Consider the following 13,265-nt stretch of genomic DNA (forward strand, 5'->3'; position numbering starts at 1 on the left):
CGGCTAGAGTCTGGAGCACGCCGAGGGGCGAGGCCGAAAAGCCCACCTCACGGAGCGTGCGGGTGTAGTTCAGTAGTAGAACATCCCCCTTCCAGGGGGAAGGCGCAGTGTGCGATTCCTGTCACCCGCTCCACATCACATGCCGACCACTCCGGTGGATCAGGTACAGTGGTGTCCGCACCGCTGGTGAAAGCCAAGCGGTCGCACTGCGGACGTGGCTCAGTTGGTAGAGCATCACCTTGCCAAGGTGAGGGTCGCGAGTTCGAATCTCGTCGTCCGCTCAGAGAATGAAGGCCCCGGTCATTGACCGGGGCCTTCATCGTTTTCCCTTTCTCTCATGACATTTGTCATCGCGTATCGCTGACAGTCCGCTCTGCCCGGCACCGCGTCCCACCGGAACGCTGGAGGCATGACCGACGAGACCAGACGGACCGGCGACGGCCACGCGATCCGGGCCGAAGAGCTGCGGCGCAGCTACCACGGGGGCTTCGAGGCGGTGTCCGGAATCGGATTCTCCGTGGAATACGGAGAGATCTTCGCGCTGCTCGGCACGAACGGCGCAGGCAAGACCTCGACGGTGGAACTCCTGGAGGGCCTGGCCCGGCCGGACGGCGGCCGGGTGAGGGTGCTCGGCCACGACCCGTACCGGGAGCGGTCGCGGGTGCGGCCCCGCACGGGCGTGATGCTCCAGGAGGGCGGCCTCCCCTCGGAGCTCACCGCCGCGGAGACCCTGCGCATGTGGGCGGGCTGCACGAGCGGGGCACGGCCGGTGGGGGAAGCACTGGACATGGTCGGCCTCGCCGGGCGCGCAGGGGTCCGCGTCAAGCAGCTGTCGGGCGGCGAGCGGCGGCGGCTCGATCTGGCGCTGGCGCTGCTGGGGCGGCCCGAGGTGCTGTTCCTCGACGAGCCGACGACCGGGCTGGACGCGGAGGGCCGCCGGGACACCTGGGCGCTGGTGCGGAGCCTGCTGGAGTGCGGCACGACCGTCTTGCTGACCACGCACTACCTGGAGGAGGCGGAGACGCTCGCGGACCGGCTGGCGATCATGCATGCCGGGCGGATCGTGGTCACGGGCACGCCCGCCGAGGTGACCGCGTCCCGCCCGGCACGCATCCGCTTCACGCTGCCGCCCGGCGTACCGGCCGCGCGGCTGCCGCTGTCGCTGCGGGCGGCGCAGCCGGAGGGCGAGGGGCGGGTCGAGATCCGGACGTACGACCTCCAGGACGCCCTCAGCCGTCTCCTTCGGTGGGCCGGGGAGGAGACCGTACGGCTGGAAGGGCTGGACGCGCGGTCGGCGTCGCTGGAGGAGGCGTTCCTGGAGATGGCGGAGTCGGGCGCGGACCCGGAGACGGTGGGGGTGTGAGGCCATGACGACACGGACACAGACGCGGCCGGCGACGACGACGGGCGCGCTTGGTGAGGACCGGGCCGGGCCGGCGAGCACGGCGGCGGCACGGCTGGGCGCGCTCGCGCGGGCCGAGCTGACGCTGCTCGTACGGAACCGGACGGCGCTGTTCGTGGCGGGCGCGATGCCGCTGCTGATGACCGGTTCGATCCGGGCGACGCTCGACGAGGTCGGACTGGGGAGGACCGGCCTGACCGTGGCCGAGGCGGCGATGACCGGCGGGCTCGGCATGATGCTGGTCATCGTGGTGTACGTGAACCTCGTCGCGGCGTACACGGCACGGCGCGAGGAGCTGGTGCTGAAGCGGTTGCGCACCGGCGAGGTGTCCGACCTGGAGGTCCTGTCCGGCACCGCGCTGCCGTCGGCGGTGCTGGCGGTGGGCCAGTGCGCGATCATGGTGGTGGCGGCGGTGGCGTTCCTGGACGTCCGGGCGCCGCAGCGGCCCGAACTGCTGGTCGGCGGACTGCTGCTGGGACTCGTGATGCTGGTGGCGCTGGCAGCGGTCACCTCGGGGATGACCCGGACGGTGGAGAGCGCGCAGATCACGACGCTGCCGCTGTTCCTGGTGTCGGCGCTGGGCTCGGGGCTGTTCGTCCCGCTGGAGGTGTTCCCGGAGCGGGTGGCGTCGGTGTGCGAACTGCTGCCGTTGACCGGGGTCATGACGCTGCTTCGGGCGGGCTGGCTCGGGGGCGGCGACACCGCCGGGCTGACCGGTGCGGGGGTGACGGCGCTGGTCTGGACGGGGCTGGCGCTGTACGCGGCGAGGCGCTGGTTCCGCTGGGAGCCGCGCCGCTGAGGAGACGGGCCGTCGAGGAGACGGGCCGTCACCAGGCCGCTGGCGCGGGCCGCGTCCGGTGGGGGAGGGTGGGCGTTTCGACCCGCGCAGGGGGAGGACGGGGGAACATGGCCGGGCTGACGGGCTGGTGGAGCCGCAGGAGCCACCCGGAGAAGGTGGAGCTGTACACCCGCTGGACGTTCCACGGACTGTGCGGGACCGAGGTGCTGCTGTCGGTCCCGTCGGCCCTGGCCATCGCGCTCGGGGCACGGGCCGGGGCCGGGGCGGTCGGCGGATGGCTGCTGCTGCTCGCGCTGGCCCACCCCGTGCTGGTCGGGGTGCTCTGCGCCCAGGCGCTCAGCTGGCAGTTGGGGCGGCGGTCCCGGCCGGGGCGGCTGGCCGTGGCGGTGGCGGTGACCTCCGCGGCGGGCTGCGTCGGCGTGGCCGCCGTACAGCTGTGGGGCGCCCCGGCGGACGCGCAGTTCACGGGGCCGCTCATGGTCGGGTTCAGCGCCTGGGGGGTCGGGGGACTGGCGCTGTGCGTGCTGCAGGCGCGGCGGATGCTGGCGCTGGGGCTGGCCGCCCCGGCGGGGGTGGGGCTGCTGTGCCTGGCGCTGAGGGTGCCGGTGCCGGAGACGGTCGCGTCCACGGTGGGCGCGGGTTTCGGGTCCCTGGTGTTCGCGGCGACCAGCGGGTTCTCGGGCTGGCTGCTGCGGGCGGTGTGGGAGCTGGACGCGGCACACCGGCTCCAGGCACGGCTGGCCGTCGCGGAGGAACGACTGCGGTTCGCACGGGACCTGCACGATGTGATGGGCCGGAACCTGTCGGTGATCGCCCTGAAGAGCGAGCTTGCGGTGCAGCTGGTCCGGCGGGGCTCGGCGGAACGGGCGGAGGAGCAGATGGCCGAGGTGCAGCGCATCGCGCAGGACTCGCAGCGGGAGGTGCGGGAGGTGGTGCGCGGCTACCGCGAGGCGGACCTGCACACGGAACTGGAGGGCGCGCGGGGCGTCCTGGCCGCCGCGGGCATCCGCTGCCGCATCACGACCGGCCCCGCCGATCTGGACCTGACGGCCCCGGTACGCGCGGCCCTCGGCTGGGTCGTCCGCGAGGCCACCACCAACACCCTCCGCCACGGCGACGCCCGCATGTGCACGCTGACCCTGACGGCCCCCGAGGGCGCCGCCCAGGTGATCCTCACGGTCGAGAACGACGGCGCCGCACCTCCCGAGGGCACGGACACCACCGGCCCGTCCGCCGCGTGCTCCGCAGCCGCCGCACCCGCGGGGCCCCGGAGCACGGACACCCCGGGTACTGCCCCGGTCGCGTCCGACACGCCCCTGAGGAACACGGCCCCCGGGGCCGTGCCGGTCTCAGGCGCAGCCGCAGGCGTCCCTCACCCGCGCATCGCGGACGGCAGCGAGGCCGCCCCCGGCACGGACTGCGCAGACACGGCCGGTACCGGCTCGGCGATCGTCGGCACTGCCGCCGCGGGAACGTCCGCCACCGGCACAGCAGCCACCGCCCCCGACCCCACCCCGGGAACGGCCGTCGCAGGTGGGGACGCTCCCCCCACCGCCGCCTCCCGTCCAGCAGGCACCGACGCGCCGGGAACGACCGGGGCGGACGCCGCCAGCCCGACGAGCGCCCTCGCCGCAGCCACCGGCGCCGCCTCAGCCGTCCTTCCCGGAGGCACCGCCACCCCGGCCCCCACCGACGGCACAGCCGCTGTCAGCCCCGTGGCCGCCCCGGACACGGGCACCCTTCGTGCACGCGCCTTCGGAACGGCGGGCACCGGCGGCCCCACCGTCCGCGACGGCGCGGGCACGCCCGGCACGACCGCCGCCGCCGGTCCCCCGTCCGCCCCGCGCCCAAGCACCCTCGGCACGGCCGAGGCCGCCCCCGGAAGCGGCCTGGCCGGATTGCGGGAGCGGCTGGCCGTCGTGGGCGGGACCCTGGAGGCGGGGCCGTTGCCCGGGGGCCGGTTCCTGGTCACCGCCCGGGTGCCGCTGGCACGGAGAGCCGAGCCCCGCAGGGAGCCGCCCCCGGCCCGTGCGGCCGCCGCACCGGGCGAGGTGGCCCGGTGACCGGTCAGGACCCGCGCCCCGCCGCCGTCCGCGTCCTCCTGGCCGACGACGAGCATCTGATCCGCGGCGCGCTCGCCGCCCTTCTCGGACTGGAGGACGACATCGAGGTCGTCGCGGAGGCCGCGTCCGGCCCGGAGGCGGTCGCCATGGCCCGGGCGCACCGGCCGGACGTCGCCGTCCTGGACCTCCAGATGCCGGGCACCGACGGTGTGAGGGTGGCCACATCCCTGCGCGCCGAACTCCCGGGCTGCCGCACCATGATCGTGACCGGCCACGGCCGCCCCGGCCACCTCAAGCGAGCCCTCGCGGCGGGCGCCCGGGGCTTCGTCCCGAAGACCGTCAGCGCCCAGCGGCTGGCCGAGATCATCCGTGCCGTCCATGCCGGAAGCCGCTACGTGGACCCGGAGTTGGCGGCCGACGCGATCGCCTCCGGCGACTCCCCGCTCACCGTGCGGGAAGCCGAACTGCTGGAACTCGCGGCGGACGGCGCACCCGTCGCGGAGATCGCCCAGCGGGCGTCCCTCTCCCCCGGGACGGTCCGGAACTACCTCTCCTCCGCCGTCTCGAAACTGGGTGCCGAGAACCGTCATACGGCAGTACGTCTCGCACGCGACCGCGGTTGGGTATAGTAGGTGCCGCGCCACGGCGCATGCGGACGTAGCTCAGTTGGTAGAGCGCAACCTTGCCAAGGTTGAGGTCGCGAGTTCGAGCCTCGTCGTCCGCTCGGGATCGAAGGCCCCGGTCATCACGACCGGGGCCTTCGGCGTTCCAGGTCGGCATGACCGACGGTCCCGCCCGCCCTCCGGGGCGGACGGGACCGGACGGCGGGGCTACTGCCAGCCCGTGCCCGTCAGCAACTCGTACGCCTCGACGTACTTGGCCCGCGTCGCGTCCACGATCTCCGGGGGCAGCGCCGGCGGCGGCTGCTCGCTCTTCCGGTCCCAGCCGGAGGCCGGGGAGGTCAGCCAGTCCCGCACGAACTGCTTGTCGTACGAGGGCTGCGGACGGCCCGGCTGCCACTCAGCGACCGGCCAGAAACGGGAGGAGTCCGGCGTCAGCACCTCGTCGGCGATGATCAGCCCGCCGTCCTCGTCGCGGCCGAACTCGAACTTGGTGTCGGCCAGGATGATGCCCCGGTCACGGGCGATGTCCCGGGCCCGGCTGTACACGGCGAGGGTCGTCTGACGCAGCTGTGCCGCGGTCTCCGCGCCGACCTGGCGGGCGACCTCCTCGTACGAGACGTTCTCGTCGTGGTCCCCGACCGCCGCCTTCGTCGCGGGCGTGAAGATCGGCGCGGGAAGCTCGGAGCCGTCCACGAGCCCCTCGGGAAGGGCGAGTCCGCAGACCGTGCGGGCCTCGTCGTACTCGACGAGGCCGGAGCCGGTGAGATAGCCGCGGGCCACGCACTCGACCGGGATCATCCGCAGCGACTTGCAGACCAGAGCGCGGCCCGCCCAGTCGGCGGGCGCCCCGGCGGGCAGCTCGGTCGACACGACGTGGTTGGGCACCAGGTCCGCGAGCTGGTCGAACCACCACAGGGACAGCTGGGTGAGCACCCGGCCCTTGTCCGGGATCTCGGTGGGCAGCACCCAGTCGTAAGCGGAGACGCGGTCGCTGGCGACCATCACGAGGTCGCCCGTCTCGCTGTTCCGGTACAGCTCCCGCACCTTGCCGGTGTGGAGATGCACCAGGCCCGGCACCTGAACGGGCTCGGGCTTTTCTACGAATCCGGACACGGTTCCTCCCCGTGATTCTGTCCAATGCCTGCGATTCTCCCGCACGGCGGCGGGAGACCGGAGGCCGGGGCGGTGAGCGGCGGGCGCAGAGAGGTTCTAGTCCCGTTTGCAGATCCGGTCCAGGAGGTTGGCCGTGGCGCGCTGGATACGGGGATCGACATGACCCGGCCGGTCCAGGGCGGGCGACCAGGCGAAGGTGCCGGAGGCGAAGACGAGCGCGCCGGACGGGGCGCGGTACAGGGACGTCTCCTGGTGGCGTACGGCTCCGTCGGCGTCCCGGTAGGGCGAGTGGGCGAGCAGGATGCGGCGCCGGTGCTCGGGCAGCGCGGTGCGGGGGAAGTACCGGTCGGCCTCCCCGGCGACGAGCCCCGGCAGTTCGTCGCCCTCGCCCGCCCCGGTGGCCTCCCACAGCCAGTGTTCCGCGTTCCGTACGACGAGGGGGTGCGGGTCCGGGACCCGGCCGGCGTACTGGATGCCGAGCAGCTGCTGCTCCGGCCGTTCGACCTCCCGCCACAGGGCCGGTTTCCCCGGGCCCTGGCGTTTTCGGCAGGTGAGGAGCCGGTCGGGGGCGCCGGCCGGGGACGGGGCCAGCTCGACCTGCCAGTACATGGTGTTGGCGGACAGGAAGACGAGGGACGTGCCGCTGTCGCGCGCGTGCTCGACGGCACGGCGGAGCGGGGCCGACCAGTACTCGTCGTGGCCGGGGAAGACGAGCCCCCGGTAGCGGGTGGGGTCGACGCGCCCGGCGTGCAGGTCGCTGGCGTCGGCGTAGGCGAGGTCGTAGCCGTAGCGCTCGGCCCAGCGGATGGCGTCGTAGGCGTGCCCGATGTGCAGCGGCAGTCCCTGTCCGGCGTAGGGCCGGTCGAAGGAGAGGGTGACGGCGGCCTCGTCCTCGCCGAGCAGCCGGCCGTCCCGGTCCCAGGAGTGGTAGAGACTGGCCCCGGTGCGGCCGTCCTCGGGGTAGAGGTTGTACGCCTGCCAGGTCAGGTCGGGCAGCACGAGCAGCAGGTCGGCGGGGTGCCCGTCCCGGACGGTGAACGGGATGTGGGACCGGTGCCCGTCGACGGTGGTGAGCACGGCGACGTACGCGCCGGTCGTCCAGTACGAGGGGATGGGCAGCCGCCAGGACAGCCACCAGTGGTGACACGAGACCGTCCGGCCCGCGGTGCCCGCGGCGAGCGGGGGTGGCTGGACGATGCCGGACAGCCGGGGACTGGTGGTGATCTTGGCGGCGCCGTCGCCCCCGTAGTGGCCGATCCGGTAGATGTCGACCGAGAACTGCTGCGGCGGGTTCACCGTCACGTGGAAGTCGACGGCCTCGCCCGGAGCGACGGCACCGGGCGAGGCGAACCCCTTGACCTGGAGCCGCTCGTCGTCGGCGGGCCGGGGCCGGCCGCCGTCGCGGTGCCCGTCACGAGTGGCGGGCGGCTCGGCGTACCAGGCCAGGAGCCGCCCGTCCTCCCCGACGTACTGTTCGGGCCCGCGCAGCCAGGGCAGCGGGCCCTGGCCGAACGGATCGTTCACGGCATGGGCCAGCGCCCCGGACTCCCACCGCGGCCGTACCTTCTCCGCCCCCATGCTGTCGCCCCTCCCTCAACTCCCCCGCTTCCGCTCGCCGGACGCCGTTCAGCGCCACACCCCAGCACATCACAGAACGCATGCGGTCCGTCACCGCTCATCGCGAATTGGCTGCCATGGTTCGGGTCCCCCCGGCGTGCAGGGGCGGGCTCCCCCTCCTTCTTCGAGCAGGGGGCGCCTCGCCGCCCCCAGGGCGCGGCAAGAGGCCGGGTGTGCTCCTGCCGCTGGTCAGCGGGGCTGTTGCGTGGGCCGTGTCAGGCCCGTACAGGTGTGCCGGCCGGGGCACCGGGCCCGGCGGTCACGTGACGTGGGCCGGGCCCACGGGCGCGCGAGGCCGACTTGGATGATCCGGCGCCCGGTCCGTGTTCGTTCCCGGCCGGGGCGGCCGTGGTGCGGGCAGCTGTGGTGGGGGGCGGCAGAATCGGGCGGCCGCCCCGCCGAGAGTACGGCCGCGGGTCTGCTCACTGCCGCGGCCGGTGAGACCTGGACCGGTCGACGGCCCGGCGCCGGATCCATCCGTCCTCGACCGCGCATCGGGCGGGTCGCGGGCTTCGGGCCGGGGTCAGGGCGCCGACGGTCACGCAGTTCCCCGCAGGTCGCCCGTCGGCTTCACACGGTTCTGCCCCCGCCGGGCCCGATGCGGCGGTCGGCTCGGACGACCACCCGCGTGGGCACGGCGTCCGCACGTCCGTAGGCGAGCACCTGGGCGAGGACCTCGCGGAACAGGACGACGTCCTCGGCCGGTGCTTCGATGACGGCCTCGATCTCTCCGTCACTCAACCGCAGGTCCTCCAGTGCTTCAGGGCGGAGCGAGACGCGGAGGGCGTCGCCGGTCAGAACGGCTTCGCACACAGCCATAAGCGGTGCCCTGCCCGGCTGTGACCAGGCAGTGTGTGTCCATGCCCGAGGTGGCCTCCTGATCGTCCGGGTCTCCCTCGCCCGCCATGAACATCAGGATGAATCCGCTTCCGCCCTCTCCCTCGGCGAGAGCCGCTTCGGTGAAACACCCATCTGGGGCCGATCTCTGTCGTGGCGGCACGAGCAGTGAACCGGTACGTCATGGCGGGTTCTCTCAGTGAGTCCGGCTGGGCGGGACGCAAGGGCAGGGCGTCGGCGTTCTGCCTCCGGACGACGGTGCCCATGACGTGGGTGACGCAGGAGGGCCTTCCGGGTCCGGCGCGGACGTCGCGGCCCGCACCGAACCCGGAAGGCCCGCACCCGTTCGAGATGCCTCGGCCGAGACCTGACTCCGGCCCCGGCCGCGACCGCGACAGCCCGAGGCGACAGCCCGGCCACCGGACCCGCCGTCCCGCAGCGAGGTCAGGCGAGCCGCACCGGCTTCTCGGGGCGGACCCCCACCGCGGAGAGCCACTCCCGCAACGGCCCCACGTCCCCGTCCTCGACCAGCGTCAGCACCCCGCCCGCCACATCGGCCCGCCGCGTCCCGCCCCTGTCCCCGTCGCCGTCGGGCACCAGCAGCGTCGGACCGTCCAGCCAGTCGAGGCCGGGCACCGCACCCGCCGTGTCGACGGCGGCGCAGCACACCATGGCCGTCACATGGTCGGCCAGCAGATCACGCCCCGTGCGCGGCGGCTGCAACGGCACCAGCGGCAGCTCGTCGCCGCCCCGTACCGGCTCGGCCTCCTGCGCCGCGTCCTCACGGGCGACCTCCGCGGTGAGCACCGCAGCGAGCCGGTCACCGTCCGGCGCCCCGGCCAGACGTTCGAGGACGCGCGCGAGTGTCGGCCCTTCAGGTCCCTCGACCGGCCCGTCCGCCCCGGACACTCCAGCCGACCCAGCACCCTCAGACACACCGGCCGGCCCAGGCGGTTCAGCAGCCCCAGCCCCCTCCGGCGCCCCGGCCTTCTCGGAGACTCCGGCCTGGTCGGAGGCCGCGGCGCCCTCGGGCACTCCAGGCACCGTGACCCCACCGGAGCCCACCGCCCGCCCGGCCCCCTCAGCCATCACCGAACCCGCACCGTCCCGCTGCTCCGCCACCGCGTCCAGCACCCGCTGCAGCCTCGCCGCCTCCGTACGCCACTTCCGGTCGACGACCTCCTCCGGGTAACGCTCCCAGTCCACCGGCGCCCAGTCTGGCCCCGTCTCAGCCGGGCCGCCGTGGAACAGCCGGGCCGCCAGCAGCGAGGTGGCCTCGTCCACCAGCCCCGGCTCCTCCAGCAGGTCACACGCGGGCCGCTCCGCCAGCCGGGAGGTGAACCCCTCGGCCAGCCGGTCGCGCCGCGACAGTTCCGTGAGCGCCGACACCACTCCGGCGTCCAGCCGGGACGGCCAGCGGCCCATGCGCCAGGCGGGCAGCGCGACCCGGGTCAGCAGCCGGTCCCAGCCGGCGTAGGCAAGGCCTACCTGCTCCTGCGCGACGATGCGCAGCCCGTAGTCCACCGTCTGGGCCCGCTCCGACGCCGCCACGGCGACACCCCGCTCCATCTCGGCCGCGTGGCCCCGCGCCGCCGTCAGCAACGGCCGGGCCACCGCACCGACGGCCCGCGCCCCCAGGCGCCGTACCGCCCCGATCCCGGGCTGGTCCGCCAGGGCCACCGCCGCGTCCAGCCCTCGTACGAAGCGGCGGGCCGCCGCTATGTCGGGGTGCGCGGAAGCGCTCGTCCCCGCCACGACCGGCGCGAGCACGGCACGCAGCTCACCGACCCGCATCCACCACAGGAACGGGGACCCGATGACCAGCACGGGAGCGGCCTCCGCCGCACCCCCGGGCCCGGCTATTCGCGGCCCTCCGGCCGCACCGGGCATCCGGGCGGACCGGTGCGCCGGATGCGTGCGGTCCTCCAGCCAGCTGTCGCAGTCGGGCGTGAGCGCTATGGCCGAGGGCGCGGGCACGGAGAGCCTGGCCGCGAGGTCCCGCACCATGCGGTACAGGTCGGGGGCGGAGGCCTCCGCGATCTCCACCGTCGGGGTCAGGGCGGGCCGCGCCCGGACGATCACCGCGGCGACACCCGCGGCGGCCAGCAGGACGAACAGCGCGACGCCGGTCATGACCCAGCGGGCGATGTCCCACCCGCCGCCGGTCAGATGTCCACTCGCTCCACCGGAGATCAGGATCACGGCGGCAGCGGCGGGCAGCAGGGCGACAGCCAGACCCCGGCCCCGCACCCTCAGCACGGCCAGAGCTCCCGCACGCGCGGCCCGCGCACCCCGTTCGTCACCCATGGGAGTCACATCCCCCACGGCATCCGAGGCCCGGGAGGCGGGAGCGGAGCCGCCCGGAAAGGACGATGTCAGGGCACCGGCCGGAGCGGGCTCCCCGCTCCTTCCCGGCCCCATGGGCTCCCCGCGACCCCCCGGGCCTCCCGAACCCTCCGAGGTCGCGGCGGGCCCGGTGTTCTGCGAGGAGCCGTGAGCCGCGGAGTGCGGAGCCGTCGGCGGACCGGGCGCCTGAGTGGCTCCCGAAGCCCCCGCGCAGCCGACGGGCCCCAGGGCAGCGCCCGGTGAACCGGGAGCCGAAGGACCCGGCGCCTCCGAGGCCCCGGCGGAGGCCGGAGCCGCCGTGGAGTCCCGAGCGCCTTCGCTTCCCGTGGCCTCCGGTGGATCCGGGACCTCCCGATGGTCCGAGGCGTCCGGGAACTCCCCGGGTTCGAAGCCCTCCCGGGGCCTTGAGCGCCCTTGAGACTCCTGAGATCCCCGTGAGTCCTCGGACTCCTTGGAGTCCCGAGTCTCCTGGGACTCCAAGGACCCCCGGGACTCGGAGTCCCGTCGGGAACCCATGGCACTCACGCCCTTGCGGGAACCGGAACCGAACACAGCCGTACGTCACCCCCTCCAGCCCTGTGGCGGGCGGCCCTGTGGGAGCCCGCTGCCCTGCGGCGGTATTGCTCACTCCCCCACTGTGACATCCACCACTGACATCGCAATGCCGGTGGGCCAAGTGCCGGAACGCCTGCGCGGCACCCTAGTTGGGGCGTCGGCAGGCGTCATCCGGATGGGTGAGCCGTCACCCGATGGAATGGCTTTGGCGGTGATGGGGACGACCGGGCGAGGCCGGGAGTTCACCGATGACGTTGCGGCGAGGCCCTTACTCCCCTGCCGCCTTCCGGGCGATGTCCGTGCGGTGGTGGGAACCCTCCAGCCGGATCCGCCCGACCGCCGCGTACGCACGGGAACGGGCCTGCGCGAGGTCCTCACCCGTCGCGGTGACCGACAGGACGCGACCGCCAGCGCTCAACACCCGCTCCCCGTCCCGCTTCGTCCCGGCGTGCAGGACGTACGCGTGCGGGGCGTCGACGTCCACGACCTCGTCCAGGCCTCCGATCGCGTCGCCGGTGCGCGGCGCGGCCGGGTAGTTCTCCGCCGCGACGACCACGGTCACGGCCGCCTCGTCACGCCAGTTCAGCGGGGGCTCGGCGTCCAGTGTGCCCTGGGCGGCGTTCAGCAGGACGCTCGCCAGCGGGGTGCGCAGCCGGGCGAGCACCACCTGGGTCTCGGGGTCGCCGAACCGCGCGTTGAACTCGATGACCCGTACCCCACGGCTGGTGATCGCGAGACCCGCGTACAGCAGGCCGGAGAACGGCGTGCCGCGGCGGTGCAGTTCGTCGACGGTCGGCTGGAGGACGGTGTCCATGACCTCGTCGACCAGCTTCGGGTCGGCCCACGGCAGCGGCGAGTAGGCGCCCATGCCACCGGTGTTGGGGCCCTCGTCGCCGTCGTACGCGCGCTTGAAGTCCTGGGCGGGGCTCAGCGGCAGCACGGTCGTGCCGTCGGTGATGGCGAAGAGGGAGACCTCGGGCCCGTCCAGATACTCCTCGATGACGACCCGCCCCGTGACCCCCGAGGACCCGGGCGGTGCCGCCACGCACGAGAGCGCGTGCGCGCGGGCCTGCTCGACGTCGTCGGTGACGACGACGCCCTTGCCCGCCGCGAGCCCGTCGTCCTTGACGACGTACGGGGCGCCGAAGGCGTCGAGCGCCTCGTCGATCTCCTCGGGCGTGGTGCAGACATAGCTCCGGGCGGTGGGCACTCCGGCGGAGGCCATGACGTCCTTGGCGAACGCCTTGGAGCCCTCCAGCTGCGCGGCCTCCCCGGAGGGGCCGAAGCACGGGATGCCCGCGGCGCGCACGGCGTCCGCGACCCCGGCGACCAGCGGGGCCTCGGGGCCGATGACGACGAGGCCGGCCTCCAGGTCGCGGGCCAGAGCGGTCACGGCGGTGCCGTCGAGGGCGTCCACCTGGTGGAGTTCCGCCACCTCCGCGATTCCGGCGTTGCCGGGCGCGCAGTGCAGAGCGGTGACGTCGGGATCGAGAGAGAGGGAGCGGCACAGGGCGTGTTCGCGGGCGCCGCCGCCGATGACGAGGACCTTCACGCCAGCCAGGGTAGCCCGGAGCACGGCTCGCCTTTTGTGCGGGCCGCCGACACGGCCCGCCCTACTCGTTCGTGTATTCGTCCAGGACGGTGGCGCCGAGTTCCCGCACGATCAGCTCGTGGCTGGACAGCGCCGACTCGACCAGATCGGGGTCGTCCTCTTCCGGTACGTCGTCCTCCGGAGCGACCGGCGGCGGCGCGGGCGCCGGAGGCGGGGGAGACGGAGGCGCGACGGCTCCCCCGCCGGAGCCGGGCGCCCCACCGGCCGGTGCGGGTGCCGGAGCGCCCGACGCCGAGCACGCCCGCCGACACAGACGGCACGAGCTCTTCGACCAACAGCCACACCGGGACGTACCCGT

General features: G+C 74.2%; 9 protein-coding genes, 3 tRNA genes and 1 pseudogene. 7 read left to right on the forward strand and 6 right to left on the reverse strand.

Annotated elements, in window-relative coordinates; all coding sequences use genetic code 11:
- Positions 1 to 58: 58 nt before the first annotated feature.
- The 7 genes from I3F58_RS21935 (at position 59) to I3F58_RS21970 (ending at position 4,988) form a co-directional block, all read left to right on the forward strand.
- A tRNA-Gly gene (locus I3F58_RS21935) sits at positions 59 to 133 on the forward strand.
- A 75-nt stretch (positions 134 to 208) separates the two neighbouring features.
- Positions 209 to 281 (forward strand) — tRNA-Gly (locus tag I3F58_RS21940).
- Positions 282 to 409: 128 nt separating this feature from the next.
- Positions 410 to 1,363 carry an ABC transporter ATP-binding protein gene (locus I3F58_RS21945; RefSeq protein ID WP_240110374.1) on the forward strand — a complete coding sequence of 318 codons (954 nt, stop codon included), beginning with the start codon at positions 410 to 412 and terminating at the stop codon, positions 1,361 to 1,363.
- Positions 1,364 to 1,367: 4 nt separating this feature from the next.
- The gene (locus I3F58_RS21950; protein ID WP_240110375.1) at positions 1,368 to 2,201 is read left to right on the forward strand and encodes an ABC transporter permease; all 834 of its coding nucleotides are present in this window, start codon (positions 1,368 to 1,370) and stop codon (positions 2,199 to 2,201) included.
- A 107-nt stretch (positions 2,202 to 2,308) separates the two neighbouring features.
- On the forward strand, positions 2,309 to 4,264 hold the full coding sequence (locus I3F58_RS29885; protein WP_374208019.1) for a histidine kinase: 1,956 nt from the start codon (positions 2,309 to 2,311) through the stop codon (positions 4,262 to 4,264).
- The gene (locus tag I3F58_RS21965; RefSeq protein WP_240110376.1) at positions 4,261 to 4,893 is read left to right on the forward strand and encodes a response regulator transcription factor; all 633 of its coding nucleotides are present in this window, start codon (positions 4,261 to 4,263) and stop codon (positions 4,891 to 4,893) included. Before I3F58_RS29885 ends, I3F58_RS21965 begins: the two co-directional genes overlap by 4 nt.
- A 22-nt stretch (positions 4,894 to 4,915) precedes the next feature.
- Positions 4,916 to 4,988: transfer RNA gene (locus I3F58_RS21970), tRNA-Gly, on the forward strand.
- Between the two features lie 106 nt (positions 4,989 to 5,094).
- Here I3F58_RS21970 and I3F58_RS21975 read toward each other — a convergent pair.
- The 6 genes and pseudogenes from I3F58_RS21975 to I3F58_RS22000 form a co-directional block, all read right to left on the reverse strand.
- Positions 5,095 to 6,000 (reverse strand): phosphoribosylaminoimidazolesuccinocarboxamide synthase, encoded by a 906-nt coding sequence (locus I3F58_RS21975; RefSeq protein WP_240110377.1) that lies wholly within the window; start codon positions 5,998 to 6,000, stop codon positions 5,095 to 5,097.
- A gap of 96 nt (positions 6,001 to 6,096) precedes the next feature.
- Complete coding sequence (locus tag I3F58_RS21980) at positions 6,097 to 7,578, reverse strand: N,N-dimethylformamidase beta subunit family domain-containing protein (protein WP_240110378.1); 1,482 nt, start codon at positions 7,576 to 7,578, stop codon at positions 6,097 to 6,099.
- Positions 7,579 to 8,187: 609 nt separating this feature from the next.
- Positions 8,188 to 8,358, reverse strand: coding sequence for a hypothetical protein (locus I3F58_RS21985; RefSeq protein WP_240110379.1), 171 nt, complete (start codon positions 8,356 to 8,358; stop codon positions 8,188 to 8,190).
- 540 nt (positions 8,359 to 8,898) lie between these two features.
- Positions 8,899 to 10,761: a hypothetical protein gene (locus tag I3F58_RS21990; protein WP_240110380.1), complete on the reverse strand. Its 1,863-nt coding sequence runs from the start codon at positions 10,759 to 10,761 to the stop codon at positions 8,899 to 8,901.
- Between the two features lie 862 nt (positions 10,762 to 11,623).
- On the reverse strand, positions 11,624 to 12,907 hold the full coding sequence (gene purD / locus I3F58_RS21995; protein ID WP_240110381.1) for a phosphoribosylamine--glycine ligase: 1,284 nt from the start codon (positions 12,905 to 12,907) through the stop codon (positions 11,624 to 11,626).
- A 61-nt stretch (positions 12,908 to 12,968) separates the two neighbouring features.
- A pseudogene (locus I3F58_RS22000) lies at positions 12,969 to 13,265 on the reverse strand (hypothetical protein); the annotation flags it as partial.

This window comes from Streptomyces sp. MUM 203J, assembly GCF_022414595.1.
Classification (GTDB): Bacteria; Actinomycetota; Actinomycetes; order Streptomycetales; family Streptomycetaceae; genus Streptomyces.